The organism is Paracoccaceae bacterium (assembly GCA_033344815.1).
Lineage (GTDB): Bacteria > Pseudomonadota > Alphaproteobacteria > Rhodobacterales > Rhodobacteraceae > Roseobacter.
Map to the genome: position 1 here is coordinate 1917311 of JAWPMR010000001.1, position 22944 is coordinate 1940254.

General features: G+C 55.7%; 19 protein-coding genes and 2 pseudogenes. 11 read left to right on the forward strand and 10 right to left on the reverse strand.

The features are described from left to right. Positions 1-84 precede the first annotated feature (84 nt). Positions 85-978 carry a LysR family transcriptional regulator gene (locus R8G34_08920; protein MDW3222990.1) on the forward strand — a complete coding sequence of 298 codons (894 nt, stop codon included), beginning with the start codon at positions 85-87 and terminating at the stop codon, positions 976-978. A 2-nt stretch (positions 979-980) separates the two neighbouring features. Here R8G34_08920 and R8G34_08925 read toward each other — a convergent pair whose 3' ends face one another. The 3 genes from R8G34_08925 to R8G34_08935 form a co-directional block, all read right to left on the reverse strand. Then, entirely contained in the window at positions 981-1229 is a 249-nt protein-coding gene (locus R8G34_08925; GenBank protein ID MDW3222991.1) for a hypothetical protein, read from the reverse strand. Positions 1230-2585: 1356 nt separating this feature from the next. Further along, positions 2586-5096 (reverse strand): CoA transferase, encoded by a 2511-nt coding sequence (locus R8G34_08930; GenBank protein MDW3222992.1) that lies wholly within the window; start codon positions 5094-5096, stop codon positions 2586-2588. A 42-nt stretch (positions 5097-5138) separates the two neighbouring features. Beyond that, positions 5139-6806 (reverse strand): GMC family oxidoreductase N-terminal domain-containing protein, encoded by a 1668-nt coding sequence (locus R8G34_08935; GenBank protein ID MDW3222993.1) that lies wholly within the window; start codon positions 6804-6806, stop codon positions 5139-5141. 137 nt (positions 6807-6943) lie between these two features. Here R8G34_08935 and R8G34_08940 point away from each other — a divergent pair, with 137 nt between their 5' ends. Beyond that, positions 6944-7825 carry a LysR family transcriptional regulator gene (locus R8G34_08940; protein MDW3222994.1) on the forward strand — a complete coding sequence of 294 codons (882 nt, stop codon included), beginning with the start codon at positions 6944-6946 and terminating at the stop codon, positions 7823-7825. 497 nt (positions 7826-8322) lie between these two features. Here the strand turns inward: R8G34_08940 and R8G34_08945 are convergent, their stop codons facing one another. The 4 genes from R8G34_08945 to R8G34_08960 form a co-directional block, all read right to left on the reverse strand. Next, the gene (locus R8G34_08945) at positions 8323-8985 is read right to left on the reverse strand and encodes an aminotransferase class III-fold pyridoxal phosphate-dependent enzyme (GenBank protein MDW3222995.1); all 663 of its coding nucleotides are present in this window, start codon (positions 8983-8985) and stop codon (positions 8323-8325) included. After that, positions 8982-9221, reverse strand: coding sequence for a hypothetical protein (locus tag R8G34_08950; GenBank protein ID MDW3222996.1), 240 nt, complete (start codon positions 9219-9221; stop codon positions 8982-8984). The genes R8G34_08945 and R8G34_08950 overlap by 4 nt, the downstream gene beginning before the upstream one ends. Before the next feature lie 60 nt (positions 9222-9281). Further along, positions 9282-9746, reverse strand: a complete 465-nt coding sequence (locus tag R8G34_08955) for a nitrilase-related carbon-nitrogen hydrolase (protein ID MDW3222997.1) — start codon at positions 9744-9746, stop codon at positions 9282-9284. Positions 9747-9877: 131 nt separating this feature from the next. Then, positions 9878-10030 carry a hypothetical protein gene (locus R8G34_08960; protein ID MDW3222998.1) on the reverse strand — a complete coding sequence of 51 codons (153 nt, stop codon included), beginning with the start codon at positions 10028-10030 and terminating at the stop codon, positions 9878-9880. A 688-nt stretch (positions 10031-10718) separates the two neighbouring features. Between R8G34_08960 and R8G34_08965 the strand changes: the two genes are divergently transcribed. After that, entirely contained in the window at positions 10719-11078 is a 360-nt protein-coding gene (locus R8G34_08965) for a hypothetical protein (GenBank protein ID MDW3222999.1), read from the forward strand. A 493-nt stretch (positions 11079-11571) separates the two neighbouring features. Here R8G34_08965 and R8G34_08970 read toward each other — a convergent pair whose 3' ends face one another. Both R8G34_08970 and R8G34_08975 read right to left on the reverse strand, forming a co-directional pair. Continuing rightward, positions 11572-11916 carry a carboxymuconolactone decarboxylase family protein gene (locus R8G34_08970; GenBank protein ID MDW3223000.1) on the reverse strand — a complete coding sequence of 115 codons (345 nt, stop codon included), beginning with the start codon at positions 11914-11916 and terminating at the stop codon, positions 11572-11574. A 193-nt stretch (positions 11917-12109) separates the two neighbouring features. Further along, entirely contained in the window at positions 12110-13006 is an 897-nt protein-coding gene (locus tag R8G34_08975; GenBank protein MDW3223001.1) for a LysR family transcriptional regulator, read from the reverse strand. Between the two features lie 118 nt (positions 13007-13124). Between R8G34_08975 and R8G34_08980 the strand changes: the two genes are divergently transcribed. Genes R8G34_08980 through R8G34_09010 form a run of 7 tightly spaced genes read left to right on the forward strand, consistent with a single transcriptional unit; the run spans position 13125 to position 19270 of the window. Then, positions 13125-14057, forward strand: a complete 933-nt coding sequence (locus R8G34_08980; GenBank protein MDW3223002.1) for a VOC family protein — start codon at positions 13125-13127, stop codon at positions 14055-14057. 22 nt (positions 14058-14079) lie between these two features. Then, the gene (locus R8G34_08985; protein MDW3223003.1) at positions 14080-14682 is read left to right on the forward strand and encodes an alpha/beta hydrolase; all 603 of its coding nucleotides are present in this window, start codon (positions 14080-14082) and stop codon (positions 14680-14682) included. Positions 14683-14697: 15 nt separating this feature from the next. After that, complete coding sequence (locus tag R8G34_08990) at positions 14698-16479, forward strand: cation:proton antiporter (protein MDW3223004.1); 1782 nt, start codon at positions 14698-14700, stop codon at positions 16477-16479. Continuing rightward, the gene (locus tag R8G34_08995) at positions 16476-17414 is read left to right on the forward strand and encodes a pirin family protein (protein MDW3223005.1); all 939 of its coding nucleotides are present in this window, start codon (positions 16476-16478) and stop codon (positions 17412-17414) included. Before R8G34_08990 ends, R8G34_08995 begins: the two co-directional genes overlap by 4 nt. A 3-nt stretch (positions 17415-17417) precedes the next feature. Then, positions 17418-18116: a pirin family protein gene (locus R8G34_09000; protein ID MDW3223006.1), complete on the forward strand. Its 699-nt coding sequence runs from the start codon at positions 17418-17420 to the stop codon at positions 18114-18116. A gap of 17 nt (positions 18117-18133) precedes the next feature. Beyond that, positions 18134-19036, forward strand: coding sequence for a DUF5996 family protein (locus tag R8G34_09005; protein ID MDW3223007.1), 903 nt, complete (start codon positions 18134-18136; stop codon positions 19034-19036). A 33-nt stretch (positions 19037-19069) separates the two neighbouring features. After that, complete coding sequence (locus tag R8G34_09010) at positions 19070-19270, forward strand: hypothetical protein (GenBank protein ID MDW3223008.1); 201 nt, start codon at positions 19070-19072, stop codon at positions 19268-19270. Between the two features lie 1468 nt (positions 19271-20738). Here R8G34_09010 and hypE read toward each other — a convergent pair. Further along, positions 20739-21449 (reverse strand): annotated as a pseudogene (gene hypE / locus R8G34_09015) (hydrogenase expression/formation protein HypE). Between the two features lie 79 nt (positions 21450-21528). Here hypE and R8G34_09020 point away from each other — a divergent pair. Beyond that, positions 21529-22911, forward strand: a pseudogene (locus R8G34_09020) (IS3 family transposase). Positions 22912-22944: the final 33 nt, after the last annotated feature.

Below are 22944 nucleotides of genomic sequence, written 5' to 3' on the forward strand. Positions count from 1 at the left end.
AATTATGGCCCCGCTCTACAGTCTTGCTATCACCAAAAACATACACAATACTGATGAACTGTTATTCGAATTTGGATGTAATGGATGAACTGGGATGATCTGCGTTTCTTTCTGGCCGTGTCCCGCGAAGGGCAGATCCTGCGCGCAGCCCAAAGACTCGGCACCTCACAAGCGCGGGTCAATCGCAGGATCACCCAGTTTGAAGAAGCGATCGGAGACAAGCTGTTTGACCGCCGCACCGTTGGGTGCAGCCTGACACAGGCAGGGCGTGCCTTAATGCCAAATGCGCTGGCAGCAGAAGAGGCGATGCTTCGATTGCGAACGCGCCGCGATGCGGATGGCGCAGGCAGTGTCAAAGGGACTGTGCGCATCGGCGCGCCGGATGGTTTTGGAGCGGGCTATCTCGCAGCGCATCTTCCCAAGCTGCGGGCGCTCTATCCGGATCTGAAGGTGCAGCTTGTTCCCGCGCCGCGCTCGTTTTCATTGTCTCAGCGCGAAGCGGACATCGCCATTGTCATCGGGCGTCCCCAGAAAGGGCGGCTTAAGGCAACCAAACTGACGGACTATTCGCTCGGGCTTTATGCCGCGAAATCCTATCTGGCCGAACGAGGCGTACCTGCTGCCATCGACAACCTCAGTGAACATGAACGCGTGGGGTATGTGGACGATCTGATCTATACGCCCGAACTTGACTTCAACAAGGGCTTCTGGCCGGGTTGGAAGTCGCAAATTGAGATCTCCAGCGCGCTGGCTCAAGTGACTGCGGTGCGCGCCGGTGCCGGGATCGGGGTCTTGCATGATTTTGTCGCGCGCGAGGACCCTGAACTCGTCGCGCTCTTTCCTGAGACGAAAGCTGAACGCAGCTATTGGGTGGTCTGGCATGAGGCGATGGATGCGATCCCGCATATCTCCGCCACGACGCGCTTCATTATCGACACCGTGCGTCAGGATCGCAGGCTGTTTTCGCCCGGATTTTGATCTCAGCCGAACGACAGTGCGCGCACGGCCCCCTTTAAAAGACCATTCGGCGACGTGAACGGCCTGCACAGCGTTCTTTGCGCACAGATCAGAACCATCACAAATGAGAACGGCAATGCGCCGATACCCACAGCGGACTGAATTGCACCGACACGCCCAGCGATCAGCAGACCACCAACAAACCGACGAGAGAGCCGCACCCCAGACAAGTGGATGGGCACGCGCGGATGGCTTTTCAGCGATTGCTGCATTGATCGTGGTTACAATCAAGATCGAGCAGTCTGCCGCTTTCACAAGGTATGTGAGTAACAAAACAAAAACGATCGCAGCCATAAACCACGCCAAACCGGAACCGGGGATGAAGTAGACCATCGCGAACAACTGGTTCTGCTGACCTGTGCCAGAGATCGCATTACCTACGCCGCCGTTCGATATCAGATCAATTGCTATTCCACCTACGATCGTGAGCCAGACAAAACGCGTCAGGGATGAGATGATGATCGCCCCCAGGATATCTTCGTGCACGAAGCGACGGCGGGAAATACGCGCAAGAATGGTGAAAATTCGACCCACTGGGCCAAATTGAAGACAACCAACCACCCTGCCAGCTCAGCAATTGCGCGGCTTAGCTGCCTTCAACATCGTTGTTCGTTCAAACGACAAAGAGGAATTGGGGCAGTTGAACGCTATAGGCAATCAGGCCCTGAGACAGCGCGCTCAAACCGAAGAAAGCGGACCCGAACAGCAAGAAATGAGGAGCAAGGAGAAACTCAGGCCGGTGCTGACCAGATACAATTTGCTGAACACCAAAACTCAGGATTTAGGCCACGCCAAGAATAGTCGCAACAACGGCTACGATGTGGCCCGAGACGCCTTAGAGCTGTCCCCAAAGATCGACGCCAACGCAGATCAGATGGCCAATGGTAGGTTGCTACGATACGAGAAGCGGACGCGTGACAGGCCGACAATCGGGTAGCAAGCCCATGTTGTAAAAACTCAGTGCAGAAGCGAACACAGCTACGCGTTGTTGACGTTAGCAGCGGAAAATACTCTCGCTTTCCTATGGTCCCCTTCGGATTTGTTGCAAAGCGATACATTGGCTCGACTGTTGCAAAGAACAACATTCTGATGCCGATCCCGGCATCGAACATCACCGAGAACCAAGAGAAGTTTGGAATCCCGGCACATCGCCGTCGAGATCAAGCTTCAATCGTCCAGTGATTTGGATAAGTGAGAGAACCACCCATATAATGTAAAACTCCGCAACAACTTAAACCAACCATCTTGAGAAAGCTCCCAGCAACGGGTCGTTCAGATCACCATGGGTTTTTGCGGTCGATCCTACGACCGCAATGGCCCAAACGATCAGAGCCGCAAATAAGGTTTTGGATGTGATCGCAACGTCTTTGCTGAAAACAGTGTAAAATCCGCGATCTGCGGTTTTGATGGGTCAGTCCATCAATGGAGGTTTTGGGCAGGTTTCCTCCTAAGTGGCGTCAGAGTATCGGACACGGCTCACCTGTCTCCTATTGCCACGAATTTGCGTTGGCATGTGTCGTCAAGCTCGGGCGGTAGGGCCGCAGACCTCTTGCAACTTGATAATTGCCTTAACTTGGCAAGTATTCTTCGCTCCAGGATTCACTGACGCCGCCGGATTTGATCATCGCCTCAATAGCTTGATCAGCGTATCCAAGCTCTTTTAAAATGGTTCGGGTCGATGTGCCGAATTTCTCTGCCGGGCGAACCGCAGTAACAGCACCACGCACTGTGCGCACAGCGTAAGGGTCCAGCTGGGTGACTTCGTGCCCGCTGGGGTGATCGGGGTAGACAGAAAACGAATAGCTACCGTTTTCCGTTCCGGGCGTACCGTCCGCTTCGCGCGAGTTCTCTGCCCTGATCGCATCGAGGAACTCGCAGACTGCGCCGCCGATATCTGCTGCGCGCAATCGTTCGACCCATTCAGCGGCACGCTGGCCCTGGAACGCCGTTGCAAGATAAGCGGCGCGATCTTCTGCGGGCAGATCGGGCAATTCTTCCAGCCCTTCGACATTGCGGAACCGTGGCAGATCCGCCTCGTAAGCACTAAGCAGGATGTGGCGCCCCGATGCCGTACTGTAGAACCGCGTGAGCGCATCATATCCGTTGGTTTCCGGGCCTGAGGGTTCATCGTAAAGCCCACGCGCCTTGAAGTCGAAGGCAAACGGCACCTGCAGCAAGCCACTGTTGGCGTTGAGCGAGGTGCGGCCCCGCCCAATGCGGCCATGACGGTATTTCTGATAGAGTGCTGCCGCCACACCGAGCGCACCCCCAAATCCACACATCACGTCGATTGTGCCAACGTGGGCGTGCTCTTCTGGCCTGTCCATCCCGCCACCAAACCGCAGCATGATACCCGTCGTCGCCTGTACAAGATCGTCATAGCCTATGTAATCGGTGCGCGTGCCCCGGCGCACGCCGCTAAAACAATCGAGCTTGCAGAATAGCGCATCAGGATTGATCTTGCGCAGGTTCTCTGTATCCAATCCCATTTTCTTGATCTGATTGTCGGGTGCGTTCCAAACGATCACGTCGACAGATTTCACCAGATCTTCGAAGACCTGCCGCCCATGGCGGGAAGTGATGTCGGCCAGGATCGACCGTTTGCCACGCATCTGGCTGAGTCCGTAGATCACGGTGTTCCAGCTATCATACATCGGCTGTGACGGGTCCAACTTGATCACTTCGGCCCCGAACCGCGCCAGATAACTGGCTGAATGCGGCCCTGCAATCACATTGCACAGATCCAACACCCGCACACCGGAAAGCCAGCCCTCTTGTGTCGTTGCATCCTGCGGTTCAGGAATTTCGGTGCGGATTTTCCTAAGGATCTTGAGCGCCTCGTCGAATTCGACCCAACGGCGTGGTTCAGGTGCTAACGCTTCTTCCCCGCTTTCTTCCATCCAGACCACCGGGCCGGGCTGGGTCATGTCGCCGTAGACCGGATCGTTGACGTCGATCATCAGGCCGGATGTCTCGGCGAATTCATCATGCACCCACTCCTGTAACCAGCGTTGAGCGGCACCGGGAATATGTCCGCGCCCAAACATCTTTTTCCACTCATGCGAGGTGCGGGTCATGAACACCTCTTTCATCCGCGCGGAAATCTTGTCGGCCCAGTCTTTCGGCATCGGGTAAACGCCCAGCGATGTCCTGTGCTCCCACTCGGACCACGGCTTGTAGGTATCGTCTTCCGAGGTCAGCCCGTCCTCGACGAGCTCATCATAGATGCCCAGCACCTCAAGACAGCGCCGCGCATGGTGTTTGTGGCTGGGGCAGACGACATAGAACATCCGCCCATCTTTGCACATGTAGCTGCGAAAGAACGGATCCAGCAGCTCTTGTAGATCCTCATAGCTCAGGTTCATCGGCAAACCCTCGACACGGCGGCGCTCGATCTCGACCTCGCGCTGGGTCAGATAGCGTTCGGGCATGTTTTCGACCTTGATCGAATTATAGCACAGCCCTTCCATGACAGCAGCAGCCAGCGGCACCTCGATCTGGTCACCAAGGCCCGTGATCTGCCGCGATTGCAGCGCCAGAACCGTGGCGGATGCAGCGATCTGCGAGGCATAGGCCGACGCCAGTGGTAGCGGTGAAAATGACGGGTTGAGCCCCATCAACACGCGGTTCAACCCCATATCGGTAAAGACGCCTGAACTGGCCGCGATGATGCTTTCAAAAGCGCGCTGCTCGCGCTTTTCCGCGTCATTGGAGGCGAAGCCGGGCAGTGAGATGGTGATCAGTTCGGGGCGGGCGGCCCGCATCTCGGCGAAATTGATACCGAGCGCTGCCAGCTTTCCGGGGCGAAAGTTCTCTACGATGATATCGGCCTCAGCGCAGAGCGCGTGCGCCTTTTCAAGCCCGTCATCGGTCTTGAGGTTCAGGTTCACGATCACCTTGTTGCGGTTCAGCGTGGCATTGGCGGGGCTGTCCCACATCGGGCCGTCTGGCGGGTCGATACGCACCACCGTCGCCCCAAGATCGCCCAGCAACATCGCAACAGCAGGTCCGGCGATATACTGACCGAAATCAACGACCTTCACGCCTGTCAGCGGTAGCATGGAAAATGAATTGCGCATAGGATCTCCCGCAGCCTTATCTTTAATTATGGACAGCAGAGCTTACTGGCCCGCCAGAATCCAGCCCGCCGCTTTTTCAGCGATCATGATTGTGGGCGAATTTGTATTGCCGCTGGTGATTTCCGGCATGACCGAAGCATCAACCACGCGCAAACCTTTCACGCCTTTCAAGCGCAAGTGCGGGTCCAGCACGGCGGTCTCGTCATCCTCGCGGCCCATTTTTACCGTACCGACGGGGTGAAAGATCGTGCTGGCAATGTCACCGGCCAGCTTGGCCAGTTCTGCGTCGGTCTGGTACTGGATGCCGGGTTTGTATTCCTCGGGCTCGTAGGCTTTCAGCGCAGGCTGCGCCATAATCTCACGCACCTGGCGCAGACTTTCGGCCGCAACTTTGCGATCATCATCCGTGTCCAGATAGTTGGGCGAAATGTCTGGTGCATCGCGGAAGTTGTTAGAAGCGATACGCACATGGCCCCGGCTGGTCGGGTTCAGATTGCAGACGCTGACAGTCATCGCTGGGAATTCATGCAGATCATCGCCAAAAGCCTCAAGGCTGAGCGGCTGGACGTGATATTGCAGATTGGCGTGCGTGCGATCAGGTGAAGACCGGGTAAAGGCCCCCAACTGACTGGGCGACATGCTCATCGGACCAGAGCGTTTCAGGACGTATTCCAGTCCGATCTTGGCCTTGCCAACCAAAGAATTCGCCAGCGTGTTCAGTGTTTTGGTGCCCTTGACCTTGAAAACCGCACGGATCTGGAGATGATCTTGCAAGTTCTCTCCGACGTGTGGTGCGTCCTTCACAACCTCAATGCCGTGTTCTTTCAACAGCGCCGAAGGGCCGATCCCGGACAATTGCAGGATTTGCGGTGAATTCACCGCGCCTGCGGACAGCACAACTTCTTTGGTTGCACTAACAGGAATGGGCTTGCCCGCGCGTTGTACTACCGCGCCAGTGCAGCGCAACTGCCCGTCTGCACCCTTGTCGAAGGTCAGTTTTTCCACCTGCGCCTCGGTCCAAATGGTCAGGTTTCCACGCGATTTGGCCGGGCGCAGGAACGCCTTGGAGGTATTCCATCGCCAGCCGGATCGCTGGTTTACATCGAAGTAGCCAACCCCTGCATTGTCACCCGAATTGAAGTCATCGGTCTTCTCAACACCGGCCTCGGCCGCGGCGTCAGCAAAGCTGTCCAAAACGTCCCACCGCAAGCGCTGCTTTTCGATCCGCCATTCGCCGCCGTGCCCGTGCATGTCTGAAAACCGGCTGTTGTCACCGGTGGATGGGTCGGCACCGTCATCCAGCTTGTAATGGTCCTCATGGGCTTTGAAATCGGAAAGCGAGTTTTCCCAGTTCCAGGCTTCGTCACCCGAAAGGTCAGCCCATTTGTCATAATCGCGCGCCTGACCACGCATGTAGATCATGCCATTGATCGACGAACAGCCGCCCAGCGTTTTGCCGCGCGGATACAGCAGGCTGCGCCCGTTCAGACCCTTAGTAGCTTGCGTCTTGTACATCCAGTCCGCGCGTGGATTGCCAATGCAATACAGATAGCCGACGGGAATGTGGATCCAGTGATATTTGTCTGGTTTGCCCGCCTCCAGCAGCAGCACCCGGTTCTTTGGATCAGCACTCAACCGATTGGCCATCAGGCACCCGGCCGAGCCGCCGCCGATCACGATATAGTCGAAGCTGGTCCTGCCGTCCGTCATGTGAGCCCCCATTATTTATCATTTAGCCGTCTGACTGGTGCCTCATGAGGTAAAGGCAGGAAAAAACCTAATGACAAATTTCACACTACGATATTAGTATTTTTAATATGGACCGTATTTCCAATATTAACAACATCATGGCCTTTGTGACCGTGGCCCGCGAGGGCAGCGTTTCGCGCGCGGCAGAAGTGCTGAACCTGACTCAGCCAGCGATCAGCCATCAGATCAAGCGGCTGAGCGAGGAGACCGGAATCACGCTGTTTGCCCGCTCGGCAACCGGATTGAAGATCACCCCTGACGGAAGCGAGATGCTTGAAAAAGCGGAGCAGGTGTTGCAAGCCATGGCCGAGTTTCGCCGACATGCCAGCACCCGTGCCGCGCGTGTCAGCGGCAAGCTGAAGATCGGTACGATCGTTGATCCGGAGTTCATTCGGCTGGGACGCCTGCTGGCGCAGCTGCGTGCCGAACATCCCGATATCGAGACGGAACTTGTGCATGGGGTTAGCGGAGATATCCTGAAATGGCTCAGACAAGGCCGGATCGACGCAGGTTTTTATCTGTGCGGCCCGGATGACCTGCCCGGCGCAGGGGCCGACAACGAAGAAACGGTACACGCGATCAAGCTGGCTAACTTTTCCTACCGGGTAATCGCCCCCGTCGGCTGGCAAGCGCAGGTGGAAAACGCTGATTGGGTATCGCTGGCCGCGCTCCCCTGGATCGGCACCCCGGAAACATCCGTCCATCACCGGCTTTTGGCATCGATTTTTGAGGATCGGGGTAGTCGCCCGAACGTGGTTGCCCTGGTCGATCAGGAGCCTTCTATGCTGGCGATGGTCCGGTCGGGTATCGGCCTCTGCCTATGCCGCGATTCCATCGCGCTGCATCAGAAACAGACTTTCGGCCTGGCCGTCGCCGATGCGGTTTCGGTGCCTGCGTGTCTGTGTTTCATTACGCTGGACCGTCGCAAGGACAACCCGATGCTTTCGGAAACTTTCAAGCTGCTGCACCGTTCCTGGTGATCTTCAACTCTTCGATAATTCCAGCGTTTCTATCGTTACAAGTCATCGGAAAAAGGTGGTAATTATGATTCTTTACCAGATGGTTAGTATTTCCCGCAGCGTTGTTCTTGGCCTTCTGCGCTCGCTGAGGACCCAATAAGTAGCTGCTTGATGAAGATAGTGACAATTTAGGAAGTTAATGCAAAAGCCCCTAACTTTGCCCAGTAAGAACCTGCAGGGCGTCGACAGCTATTCATCGAGGACAGTCCGGATCGCGGCATCCATAGTGCCAACTATCATCTGAACATCCGCGTCCATACAGATATACGGCGCGCTGACGGCCACCACGATATCTATGATCTGAAAACCCCCGCTGCACGAGCGTCTTGGAAAGCAATCGAAGCGACAAAAGCAATTGATCAGACCTCTCCGATTTCGGGATGGGTTCGAGGTGTTGCCAACCCTTCAGACAGCAAGCGACCCAATCGAGCAACTTGGGTCGGCAAATCCATTTTTTCTTAGTTGCTCAACGTTTCAACTGCGATGGCGCCGCCTATTGGTTGGCCTTCATATGTCACGCCATGATCCAATGCGCCAAGTGCATGCGCTTGTTTTGCAATACCAGCGTGCACTTTGTCCGACATTGCAACGGCAGACATTGGAAAGATCGCACCCGTCATCTTCTTAGCCAAAGTCATCATATCCGGTTCGATTCCGAAAGCCTCGCAGCCAGTCCAAGTTCCACAACGACGAAACCGGGAGGTGACTTCATCTACGACAAGAAGGATGTCATGACGCCCTAGGACCTCCTGTTTCTTCGCCCAGTATCCTTTTGGCGGTATGAAGACGCCGCCCGAAACCATCAGCAGCCTGGAAGTAAATGCGCATATGGTGTCAGCGCTTGCGTCCTCATCCAGTACCTCAAGCTCGCCGGCGCGCCGCTTTGAAAACGCCGGTTCACTTTCGCCTGATCGTGAATCAACAAAATAATGCGCCCGTCCGGTGCGCAAAACCTCGTTCTTGGGCAGATGGTATCCATCGTGATCATCGGACATTCCCGTCAGCGCGGCACTGATTGCTCCAGAAACATGACAGGCACTTTCACGCGCAAAAACCCGTACGTTTACAGATCGTTCTTTGCTGATCTGGTAGTACCGGGCGAACTTGACCGCATTGTTCACAGCCTCGGACCCAGAGGTTCCAAAAGAAAATGATCAAGTCTGGCAGGCAATTTCTCAACCAGTCGCGCCGCTAGGTCGACCGTGGGGCTTAAGGTGCGGCCTATGAAACTGTGGTAGTGCCCCCAAGACCCGATCTGCATTGCCGCCTCGCGTTGCAGACGTTCGGGATTTAGCCCCAGCGATGCACGCCAAAGGCCCGAGACGGCGCCCAGATAGGTTTTGCCATTGATTTCCATCGCGCGTGTTCATCGCCGTAGAGCATTTGCAAAGGTGGCTCACGCTCCGCGACTAAGGGGTCAGCGAATAGGAAGAATGCACGCCCATGATGGCAGCCGGGTCACACCATCCATCGTGAGAAGAGGCCCATACAGGTCCGGCCGACGATCCCGAAACAACCCCCAGTGCACCCGCATTTCACTAACTTCGTCGAGATTAAAGGTGTGGCAAATGCTAGTTGTGGATGACGTGTCGCCCCGCTCAGGGATGTCACCACGGGGACCCGAAATGAAGGCCTGCCCAAAGAAGGTCACCTGACCAGGTGTTCCCACTTCGACGCCCACTCTGTTTGAGCAGACGAGCGGCATGATATTGGCCGCCGCAGGCCCTCGCATGACCGTCTCCCAATGATCGTGACAGTCAGACCCGATCGCAGAGGTGAAAAACAATAACTCGGCCCTTTCCAGCGCCATGGTCCGCGCTGATTCTGGGAACCATTGATCCCAGCAACTCCTACGCAGATTTTGCGAAAGACTGTCCGGAATGCCAGAAAGCCCGTGTCGCCAGAATTAAAATACACCATTTCATAGCAACCGAGCAGATCAAAGGGAATGTGTGACTTGCGACAACACCCCAGTACCTGACCGTTCGCGTTTATGAAGGTGTCGGTATTTTCCTAGGCGGTATTGGCTTTTGCGAAGATGTTCACCGGGAAAACAACCCCGAGGCCCTTGGCAAGGGCAAGCACACGGCGAACGGTCTTTCCGCCCAGGCATTCGGCACCTTCAAATGGCTCTGGCCCCATCTCCATGAACTGGAATTCGTGCATGGAGAACATTTCCTGCAGCAAGATGATTTGCGCACCAGCTCCTCTGCATTTGCCATGTTCTCCTCATAATCTTTGGTGCAGGCCATCTGTGTCGCCGCAACGGTCACCTTCATGGAACCTTCCTCTCGCCAGCTTCCATATTCCAAATTTCCGGAAAATTCCTATAAATTTGTCAAACTCGAAAACAGAATGGCCCGCATGAGATTTCGGAATGGCAAATATGCTATCGAACTTCAATTTGAGTTCTCTGCGCGCGGTTGAGACAACCGCGTGTCTGGGAAGCTTTACCGAAGCCACGACCGCGCTGCGTGTCAGCCAGTCCGCAGTCAACAAGCAAGTCGCAACCCTCAAAGCAAAGTTGGGGCAGTCGCTGTTCGTTCGGACGCATCGTCGTATCACGTTGACACCAATGGGTGAGGTTGCAGATCAGGCAAGCGCTGCGTTCTTTGCTCTTCGCGATGGATCCGCATCATGGACTGGGAAGCGGTCTGTTCAGATACGACGCCGGCTTTGCGCAGCTATGGATGATGCCGCGCCAGCCGCCCTTCGAAACGAAAAACCATATATTCGTCTGTCGATCGGACCTGTTATCGGCCTCAGTCATCCCCCTAACACAGAGTTCGCGTGCGCGGTCATTTGGCGGTGCGCGACGTGGCATGATCAAAATTACACACCGCCCATGACAAACATGGTTTTTCCAGTCGTCGATCCCGGCTTTTTCGCCGATTGGGGCCGCGCTCCTTGCCCCGCCGATGTGAATGTCCACGATCAAATGACACATTGGTGGTCTGCAATTCGCGCCGTCATCGCGTCAACACCCTTTAATCCCGAACAAGGGCGCATCTACGGCCAGACAGCCTTGTGTTTGGACGCCGCAACGCGCGGTGTCGGTATTGCCATGTGGATGAAATTTCGGCGGGCCTATTTCTTACATTCGAACGCCTCGAAATCTCTCTTTAATCATCGCCTTCCGTCAGCAGACGCCTACTATTTCATTCTGGATCAGCGTCGCCTGAAATCTGGGGAGGTGAGCGTGTTTAAGCACTGACTGTTGTCTCAAGTTCATGATCACCACAAGCACTGTTCGAAGTTTTGGGAGCAGCGCAATGCCTAAACTCAAATCAGGCCGTTGCCAGTAAGTTCAGTATGAGTTGGCGTTCGTCCAATTGAACCTCAGCTCTCGCACAGCGGGTGGAATATTTCGAGAATTCCGGTTTACCAACGTGGTCATTCAAGCAAAGCCACATCTGATTACGGTTTAATCCGTCACGCTATGCGCAATGGGCCGAACACCTAGTTGGTGTAGTATGCTGACGCTTTCGGGTGGGAGCTCGCGTGGTGGGCACTCTTGGCCTTAAAGCAAGGCCCACCTTAAGTGAATTGCAGGCCCGCCCAAGGCAGAACCTGCTGAGATTCCTGGGCTGCCTCTTAGCGGCGCGACGGCGCAGTCCACGTGGTTTTTTCATGAACGATCGTTGGGATTTGCAACCAAGTGATTAGAATAGCTCGAGATCTCCTTGGTTGCTACTGCCAGCACAAAATCAAGCACGTGCTGGGGGTGACCCCGGCGTTGAGGAACGCTTCACAACCGCGTCGCCCACATGCCCCTTCTGATCCACAACCGCAGTCACAAAATCTCGCAAGGCTGCGATTTGGGTGTCCGGAATTGCGGTGCTTTCGCGCGAGCCCTCGACCGCCGGAGCATCAACGCCCGCGTTTTGCGCCAGCAAACTGTGCCCGGATATACCATATCCACATTCGTTCACGCGGTTGATGGCGAGAAAGATGATCTGCTGCTCTGCCGGGGTTACGGATGATTTTGCAAAGGCAGCATTGTGGGTTTCAGGCGCCGTGACACTCTCCGCCAGGATGCCGTGCAGGTTCAATGCTGCGTGGAAGGCCTTGGCCTGGGCGAGGCGCTTGAGGCCAAGAGCGACGTCGACGCTGCCCTTGCCGCATGGGAACCGCGGCAGCTGAAGCTCGGTCAGTATCTGTTTGGAAAGGGAACGGCAACCTGCAACTTGCTGGTGTTCGCTTGATCAAAAGCAACCCTTCGAGCGACGCTTGGTGCGCCCTGTGTCAAGCACATTCCTTCATATGCGCCTCTACAAAATCAATGAACGCCGCGACCTTGGCGGGCAGCCTGTCATAAGGTGGCACTGTTGTTGTCAGCCAAATCTCAGGTGGGTTCCAATCGCTCAGCACGGGCTGAAGCGCGGTATCGTTCAGAGCGGCTTTCACAATGAACTCTGGCAAAAGGGCAATACCTTCGTTACGGATCGCGAGCTGGGCGATCAGGTCGCCGTTATTGCTGCTGAAACAGGCGGGCAAAGTGATGCGATGGGATGCCTCGCCATTGGTCAGCGTCCATATTCGTGCTGCGTTGCGATGCCCATAGTGCAGACATTGATGATCCTTCAGCGCGCCTGGCACATCCGGCGTCCCCCGCACCGACAGATAACTGGGCGCGGCGACAAGCAGGCGCGGGATGACACATATCTTGCGCCAGATGGTCGTCTGATCCCTGGGGGCCTCGGAGATGCGCAGGGCAAGGTCGAACCCTTCGCCGGCGATATCGACAAAGCGATCAGTCAGCTCCATCTGCACATCTACCGCCGGATGAAGGATGCGAAACTGAGCGATGATATCGGGCAGAAACCGGATACCAAACGACAACGGCGCGCTGATGCGCAGCGGCCCGCTCAGACCAACCTGCCGCTTGCGGACCTCTGCATTGGCCTGATCCAGTTGCGCTACCAGCCCTGACACGGTCTCGCGGTATTGCCGCCCGGCATCCGTCAGATCGACTTTTCGGGTGGTGCGGGTAAACAACTGCACCCCAAGCTGCGCTTCCAGCTCGGCCACGTGACGTGTGACAATTGTCGGCGACAAACCCAGCACGCGAGCTGCGCGCGAAAACCCGCCCTCGGAGGCAACCTCCAGAAAGCTTCGGATGTATTCGATTTGACCGCTCATTCCATCTCCGTGATTTACGCAATAATACTCTGCTGATTAATTGTATTATCATATATATCGGAATGGCTATGTTCCTCTTCAGACAAACGCTGCAGCGTAATTTGAAAGGACATAAAAAATGATCACGGACATCAAAGGCCTGCACCACGTAACCTCGATGGCGGGTGATGCACAAATCAACAATGACTTCTTTACCAAAACCCTTGGACTGCGCCGCGTAAAGAAAACCGTGAACTTCGACGCGCCCGACGTCTACCACCTCTACTACGGTGATGAGGTTGGCACGCCCGGCTCTGTGATGACCTACTTTCCGTTTCCCAACATGCCCAAAGGCCGTCATGGTACGGGAGAGGTGGGTGTCACCGGGTATGCCGTGCCCGAGGGTTCGCTGGGGTACTGGAAAGAGCGTCTCGCAGATCGCGGCGTTTCCGGGTTAAAGGAAGATACCACCTTTGGTGCACAAACACTTCAATTCGCTGGACCGGATGTAGAGCAATTTTCACTAATCGAGGCCGCAGGGGATACGCGTCCCGGGTGGACCGGTAACGGTGTCTCCGGGGATCATGCGATTCGTGGGTTCCATTCGGCGTCCATGCGCCTTCGCGATGGCGGCGCAACATCAGAGCTTTTGAAATTCATGGGCTATGACAAACTCGAAACCGATGGCAACGTGACCCGCTTTGCGATCAACGGCGGCAACGAAGCCAATATCATCGACCTAGAGACTCTGCCCGACACCGATTACGCAGGCCAGGGCGCGGGATCGGTGCACCACATCGCCTTCGCAGTCGAGGACCGCGCAAAACAGCTAGAGGTGCGTCGCGCGCTTCTGGATACCGGGTATCAGGTCACGCCTGTCATCGACCGGGACTACTTCTGGGCGATTTACTTTCGCACGCCGGGCGGTGTGCTGTTCGAGGTGGCCACCAATGAGCCCGGTTTTGACCGGGACGAAGACACGGCGCATCTGGGCGAAGCTTTGAAACTGCCAACACAGCACGAACCGCTGCGCGGCCGGATCGAAGAAACCCTGAAGCCAATCCACGATTGAGTTTCGAGGAAGGGATAAGACCATGAGTTATCATTTTGCCGAGAAAGGTGCCCCTGCGGGGGCACCAATGATCTTCACCTTCCACGGCACAGGGGGCGACGAACAGCAGTTTCACGGATTTGCAGGACAGATCAGGCCGGATGCGCATGTGATCTCACCACGCGGGGACGTGTCCGAACACGGGGCCAACCGGTTCTTCAAGCGCACTGGCGAAGGTGTCTATGATATGGACGACCTGGCACAGCGCACAGAGACTATGGCAGCCTTCATCGCGGACCAAAAAGAACGCACAGGTTCACCAACCGTTGCGGGACTTGGCTATTCCAACGGGGCGAACATTTTGGCAGCCGTCATGCTGAAACATCCCGATCTTTTTGACCGGGCCGCTTGGCTACATCCGTTGATCCCTTGGGATCCCGCGCCCCAACCTGGGTTGGCGGGAAAGGAGATCCTGATCTCTGCTGGTCGGCGAGATCCAATCTGTCCGGCCCCGCTCACGCAGTCACTGGCCGATTATGTCGCAAAACAGCATTCTGCGCTGTCTGTGATTTGGCATGAAGGGGGCCATGAGATACTGCAAGTCGAAGTCGACGCTCTGTCGAGTTTCCTCAAAAACGCTTCATAATCAGAAGGATGCGTAATGCCCACCTTTGAGCCCTCCCATCTGGAACTCTACTTTTGGGAGGCGCTCGCCATCATTGTGCTGGCCTGCATCTTTGTGCCGCTTTCGCGCAAACTGGGCCTTGGCACAATCATTGGCTATTTGCTGTCCGGTGTGGCCGCGACACTGGCTTTATCGCTGAGTTTTGAGGCTCATCCAGAAGAACTGCTGCACTTTGCCGAATTTGGCGTCGTGCTGTTTCTCTTCGTGATCGGGCTGGAGTTTCGCCCCACGGAACTTTGGGAATTGCGCGGGACAATCTTTGGCCGCGGATTGGTGCAGGTCCTGATGTGCGGTGCCGTTCTGTCTGTCCCACCGCTTCTTTTTGGTCTGAACTGGCAGGCAAGCCTGATCATCGGACTTGGCCTCGCGCTCTCTTCAACCGCCCTGGTAATGCAAGCCTTGGAGGAAGCCGGCGATCGCAACAGCGAACACGGTCAATCGGCCATTTCGGTCCTGATATTTGAAGACCTCGCGATTGTCCCACTTCTCTTACTGGTCGCCTTCCTGGCCCCGACCCAGGGGGCCGGGACGACGATGGGCCAGAACCTTGCCAGCATTGGATGGGCGATTGGGATGATTGTTTTTTTGATCCTCGCGGGCCGGTTTCTGCTCAATCCGATGTTTACCATTTTGGCGCGTACAGGCGTGCAGGAGGTGATGACAGCAGGTGCATTGGGTGTCGTCATCGCAGGCGCGATGCTGATGGATCTGGTCGGCCTGTCTTACGCAATGGGTTCGTTCATCGCGGGTGTAATGCTGGCCAGTTCCAGGTTTCGCCATGAGGTCGAAGCCGACATTGAGCCGTTCAGAGGACTATTTCTCGGCCTTTTCTTCATCGCTGTCGGCTTATCACTGAACCTGTCAGTCGTTGCGGAAAATTGGCTTATCATTTTGTGTGCCGTTCCCTTGCTCATGGCTCTGAAAGCTACGGCTATCTACGCAACAGGCCGGATATTCAAAACCGATCACGCAGCGGCATCACGTACTGCACTGGCGTTGTCTCAGCATGGGGAGTTCGGCTATGTACTCTTTGCCGCCGCGGCCTCCGCCTCGCTTTTTGACGTGGCCGTTGGATCGATCCTTGTGTCCATTGTGACGCTGTCGATGGCGGCATCCTCAATTGTGGACAAAGTGATGAGCCGCAGAACGCCAGCCGCGCGCCACCTTGACGAAGATTTTGCAGGCGCAGGTTGTGACACCCTCTTGATCGGGTTCGGGCGGTTTGGGCAACTGACGGCCCAACCCCTTCTCGCGGCAGGAATGCAACTGACGATCCTCGACAACAACGCGGACCGCGTGGAAGAAGCGCGCAGTTTCGGCTCGAACGTCCATTTCGGTGACGGACGAAGGCGCGATATTCTGCGCGCGGCCGGTGCCACCAAGGCGCGCATAGCCATTGTCGCAACGGACGATCCAAAGCACACAAATGAGATTGTCGCCCTATTGCGGCGCGACTTTGCGCATCTGCGCCTGTTCGTGCGCGTCTTTGACCGGCTGCACGCGATCACGCTTGGTCCTGTGGATGGATGTGTGCGCGAAACGCAGGCCAGCGCGTTTGAGATGAGCCGCCTTGTTTTGCAGGGCCACGGTTTACCTGAAAGTGAGATTGAAAGCATCATCACGGCGACCAAAGATGCCGATGAAAAACGCCTTGTTGCGCAAACCGCAAAAGCGCCCAAAGACCCAAGCCGCGCTGATTTGCTGGCGACGATCAAACCCGAACCCATGTCCGAAACCTCAGGAGCACCAAACACATGAGCTGGAATCCCGCGATTGAACCGCATTGCCCAAATGCAGGCGATCTTGATGCCATTGAAACAATCATCATTCCCCGCGCCCGCGATCTGGGCGGTTTTGAAGTACGCCGGGCCTTGCCCGCGCCCAAGCGTCAGATGGTGGGGCCATTTATCTTCTTTGATCAAATGGGGCCGGTGGAGTTTCTGACCGATCACGGCATCGACGTGCGCCCGCATCCCCACATCGGTCTGGCGACGGTCACATACCTGTATAAAGGCGAGTTCCAGCATCGCGACAGCCTTGGGACCAACCAGATGATCTATCCGGGGGAGGTTAACTGGATGATCGCAGGGAACGGCGTTACGCATTCCGAGCGGACAAGCCTGGACACGCGCAAGGGTGAAAGCAGCCTGTTTGGCATTCAAACCTGGGTCGCTTTGCCCGAGAAAGACGAGGAAACCAACGCTGGGTTCGAGCATCATGCCGAGGAAGCGCTGCCGTTCATTGAGGGCGAAGGCAAGGAAGTCCGACTAATCATCGGTAACGCATGGGGGGAACGCGCCCCCACCAAGACCTTCTCAGAGATGTTTTATGCGGATGCCGTCCTGCAACCGGGCGCCATGATCCCGATGCCCGACAATCACGAGGACCGCGGTGTCTATGTGACTGCAGGCAGCATCACCGTTGCGGGAGATAACTTTGAAGCAGGTCAAATGATGGTGTTCCGCCCCGGCGACGCGATCACTTTGAAGGCAGGTGAGCGTGGGGCCCGCCTGATGCTACTGGGTGGTGAAACACTGGGCCAATCACGGTATCTGTGGTGGAATTTTGTGGCGTCGTCCCAAGACAAGATTGACGCCGCCAAAGAAGCATGGCGCGCGGGCGATTGGGAGCACGGGCGCTTCCAGCTTCCTCCGGATGACCGCGATGAATTCACCCCGGCGCCGGAGGGTTAAATCATGGCCCTGATCCACGAACGTATGAACAGGGGCCGCACCCAAATGGGATGGCTCGACAGCTTTCACACGTTTTCTTTCGGCGGGTTTACTGATCCCACGCGAATGGGCGTGCGCAACCTGCGCGTTATCAACGAGGATCGCGTGATACCCGGCGGCGGATTTGGCAAACACTCCCACGCACAGATGGATATCTTGACATATGTTCTGTCGGGCGCACTGAAGCACGAAGACTCGATGGGCAACAGCGCTGTCATCAAGCCCGGAGAAGTCCAGCTGATGTCTGCCGGGTCCGGCGTGACCCATTCCGAAATGAATGCCTCAGACTTGGAGCCGGTGCACTTCCTGCAAATCTGGATCATTCCGGACCAGCAAATTGACACCCCAACCTATGAAAGCGTGACAGTCGATGGTGATGCGTCCACCAACAGGTTTGCCTTGGTCGCCGGACCTGACAAGGAGCCTGATAGTGTGCAGCTTCTGTCAAACACACGCATCTATTTGACCCGCCTGACGGACCAGCACAGTATCACGCATAATTTTGACGACTCCCATGCGGGTTTTCTGCACGTCATCAGCGGACAAATCGACATTGATGGTGAAACGCTCTCAACCGGCGATGCCCTGCAATTTGAAAACCGTTCTGGGTGCACGATCACAGCAAAAAGCGATGCGGAGCTGCTGCTCTTCGATCTCCCCTAACAACGAGGAAAGCCATAATGACCGACACCGCCCCGCCGCCGCTGCCCTATGCAGATTGGGTCGGAACCCGCGACACCTTGCATCTTTTCCTGCAAATCATCGGCAAGATCCGCCTCAAATCGCACCCCAAACTAAACCATTGGTGGCACGTCACACTGTATCCCTACGTGCACGGGGTCACGACTGGCCGCATACCCTACGGCGACATAGGCTTTGAGATCACCTATAATATGATCTACCACTACGTGATGGTCAGCCGCAACGACGGGCGGCACACGCGATTTGACGCAGCCGGTCGGACAGTGGCTGAATTCTACAATGCGACGATGAAGAGTCTGGACGATCTTGGCATCACTGTCAAAATTCATCCCGTCCCCTATGAAAACAAATCAACCGTTCCCTTCCCGGATGACACCGCGCTACGCGCCTATGACAAAGCGGCTGTCACCGACTACCGGAAAGCGCTCTGTCAGATCGCCAGCACATTCGAAGTGTTCCGCACGCGTTTCAACGGCAAGCAGACCCCCGTTCATCTTTACTGGCATTCCTTCGATTTGGTGGTGACACGGTTCTCTGGCAGGGCACACGCGTTGCAGGGGGGCACGCCATCGGATCGTGAAGCCTATTCGCATGAGGTGATCTCAATCGGTTTCTGGCCGGGCGACGATACCTTTCCCAAAGCCGCCTTCTATGGCTACGCCTACCCCGAACCGGCAGGATTGAACGCCACACCCCTTGCGCCCGGTGCCGCGCAGTGGGTCGAAAGAAACGGAGGCGCGCTGGCTGTACTGGAATACGACGCATTCAGACAAGCCAAAAATCCGGCTGACGATCTCTTGGCTTTCCTCGAAAGTGTCTATCAGAATGCTGGCCAGCTTGCGGACTGGGACATCAGGTCGTTTGAACACGCGCCAGACTGACATCCTCATCCACAACCTGCGTGACGCATCAAATTGACCACAGCGATCCCCGGCCCGCGCGGCACCGAACACTTCGGGATGACGGTCCCGAAACTGGACGACGCCCTTGCGTTCTTCCATGACGTGATGGGTGCCGAAGTCGTTTGTGACGTCGGCCCCTATCGGGCAGAGGATGACTGGATGACGTTTGACCTTGTCGACAAAAAACGGGTCATCATCCCAAAAGCGCCATGATCCGCATCGGGAACGGCCCGGCTGTCCAGGTGTTTGACAAGTCACTAAAAAGCCCACAGTTAAACAAGAGAGATCTCTTACCAGCCGTCAAACCTTAAAGCTGACGCGCACCGCCGCCCTTGCCGGGCGGCGTCAGTTTGGTTCCGGATAGCTTCTCGTTTACTGCGGAAAACTGAAACGGGTTCGAGTTCGTCTGACCGGACCCTTTCTCCCTGCATCATCGGAATGGACGCTTGCGGCTCTGCCCATCACTGTGGTCGCGTTGCTCAAGTTGCAGGCCATGAAGTCAGGCTATCCCAGCACAGTACGTCAAAGCATTCGTCAGACGCCAAAAGAATGGTGCAATCGATGTTAAGCCAATTAGTGGAGATTATTTCGCGGCCTTCCACGCAAACTGTTGCTGTGAAACCGAGAATCCGCAAACTCAAGCAATTTTGCTCCTGACACGTGAGATGTTTGTTCGGCAGCGCACTCAGCTAATCAATTTTGTCCGGGAGCATTTGACAGAATTTGGCATAGTCTTGCCGCAGCAGCGACGAAAGGGGAGGCTTTTGGGGAAGCGTTGCAGTTCAAAGTTCATCAACGCCCCCGAAATCGTCAATTCAATGGTTGAGATTTACCTCAGATAGATCGAGACCATTGACCACGACGTTGTGGAGCTCGACATCTATGTTAAGAAGAGCGTTCTTTGGAATTCTGAAGCCAGACGATTACAGACTATATTAGGTGTCGGCTCAATGTGCGTCATGGCCATTCAGGCCTTCTGCCCCCTTCAGACCTTTCGGAAAAACCGCGATTTTGCTGCCTGGCTCAGTTTGGTCCCGCCACAACAGGCCACAGGAGGCTGAGATCAGCTTGGGAGAATGACAAGGATGGGGCAGCGAGATGTTCGTAAACCACTGATTTATGGCGCAGTGTCGGTCAAAAGTGACCGTGAACGGAAAGGACATTGCGAAGATGCATGGCGCGCGCTGACGTTTGAGAAGAGATCACATATGGTCGTTGCGGTCGCTCTGGCGACCCGAATGGCTCGACGACTTTAGGCAACGATAGCCAAAGAACAAAATTACGGAATTCGGGTCGTGGCCTAATCGCGCGGTCAGGATACCGGCGGGACTGAAAGGACAAAAGAAGAGTTACCGAACAATACGATCATGGGATCGGCGGCGGAAAAACCAATGCAAGATGGTGGCCCTCGAGGCGGTTAATCTGATTTGGAACCGCGCCTCATGTCTCCATAAAGGCCCGTGGTCATTGTAACGGCACTCTAGAGGCTGGACACATCACAGGATCTGATCAGCCGTTCCAAAATCTTGAATTCACTCTCAGTATCCGGGAAATCCACACAAATTTTTTGTGAAATCTGTGCTGATTGTAGCTGTTACGCCCCGGGCTTTACGGGGAAAGAAGCTGATAATCTGAACCGTTACACGGAACTCCAAGTATTCCTTCTTGTGGTAGCTGATTTTTAGCAAATGCGCGGGAGCTGTTCGCCCACCAACGTATCAACGAGACGCTGACCACCGAAGAGCGTTTTCATTGTGACGCGCCCGGGATGCCCAACTTTTGCGCGTCCAATTATTGTGGCTTCTCGCCCCTCTGGCAACGCCCGCATGGCTGAAAGGGCCGCCGGTGCTTCAGCCTCCGGTACAAACATCACGAGCGTGCCTTCGTTCGCGAGGTACAGCGGATCAAGACCCAGCACCTCGCAGACGCCCTTCACCTCGGTTCTAAGTGGCAAAGTGATTTCATCAATTTCGATGCTCACGCCTGCAGCTTCCGCCATTTCGTTTAGACACGAGGCGACCCCACCGCGGGTCGCATCACGTGCGGCGCGGACATTGGGCGCGGCTTGCAGGACATGTTCGATCAGGCCATTGAGGCTCTGGCAGTCCGACTCCAGATCAGTAAAAAGCGCCATATCACCGCGTGCCGCAAGAATGGCTGCGCCATGATCTCCCAGCACTCCGTTTACAATCGCCACATCGTTGGGTTGGATCATATCTGCCGCAAGGTGGCGCCCCGCCGGTATCACGCCGACGCCGGAGGTGGTGACAAAGACCTGATCCGCAGAGCCGCGTTCAACAACTTTAGTATCTCCGGTCACGATCTGCACACCCGCTTTCTGGGCCTCGGCTTGCATTGAGGCAACAACCCGCCGCAAGAGCGCAATGTCTGACGTCAGCGCTTATGGATCCAAATAGGGTTATTTGCTAAGGGAGTGTTTGTTGCTCATCGTAACCACCGAGGAGTGGACGATGAGAAAGACAGCGAAGAGCCCTGGCGAGAAGATCGTCAAAGATATTAAACGTGCAACGCGCAAGCACTATTCATCTGAAGAGAAGATCAGGATCGTGTTGGATGGTCTGCGTGGTGAAAACAGCATTGCTGAGCTGTGCCGCCGTGAAGGGATATCGCAGGGCATCTACTACAAATGGTCGAAAGACTTCATGGAGGCCGGAAAGAAGCGGCTAGCTGGGGACACAGCACGCGCTGCGAACACTGATGAGGTCAAGGAACTGCGCCGCGAAGCCAAGGAGCTCAAAGAGGTGGTGGCAGAACAAACGCTCGAACTGCGTCTTCTCAAAAAAAGCATGCTCGGGCCCTCTCAGTGAATGCAAGACATTCACCTGCCGGGTAATAGATGGGGGCGACCACGAATGAGGTACCCCGCATCTGAGAAGCTTGAGATCATCCGGCTGGTCGAGGGGTCGCATCTGTCGGCCCGTCTGACATTAGCCAAGCTCGGCATTCCGCGCACCACGTTCTATCGCTGGTACGGCCGGTATCTTCAACGCGGTGAGGCTGGTCTGCAGGACCAATCGCCCAAGCCAAAGCATGTCTGGAACCGCGTGCCTGACGACGTGAAGCGCAAGGTTGTCGACTTCGCCTTGAAAGAGACAGAGCTGTCACCGCGCGAACTGGCAGTGACGTTCACGGATCAAGAGCGCTACTTTGTGTCAGAATCCACTGTCTATCGCGTGCTCAAAGCGCATGATCTGATCACCAGCCCAGCCTTCATCGTCATGAAAGCCGCCAGCGAGTTCAAAGACAAAACCACGGCCATCAATCAGCTTTGGCAGACCGACTTCACCTACATCAAGGTCCTTGGTTGGGGCTGGTTCTATCTCAGTACGGTTCTGGACGACTACAGTCGCTACATCGTCTCCTGGAAACTCTGCACGAACATGCGGGCCGAAGACGTGACCGATACACTGGACCTCGCGTTGCAAGCGTCTGGCTGTGATCAGGTCCATGTCGTTCACAAGCCACGTCTGCTCAGCGATAACGGATCAAGCTACGTCTCCGGGGATCTGGCGGAATGGTTGAAAGACAAAGGCATGAAGCACTCGCGCGGAGCCCCCTATCATCCGCAAACCCAAGGCAAGATCGAGCGGTGGCATCAAACCCTGAAGAACCGCATCTTGCTGGAAAACTACTTCCTGCCAGGTGACCTCGAAGCGCAAATCGAAGCCTTCGTCGATCATTACAATCATCAGCGATATCACGAGAGCATCAACAACGTCACACCTGCTGACGTCTACTTCGGGCGTGACAAAGCCATTCTAAAACAACGCGAAAAGATCAAACGAAAGACACTCGAAGCGCGACGCTTGCATCACCGCCAGCACGCCGCATAATCAAACCAACCAGATGAGCCAAACTCTCTCTTA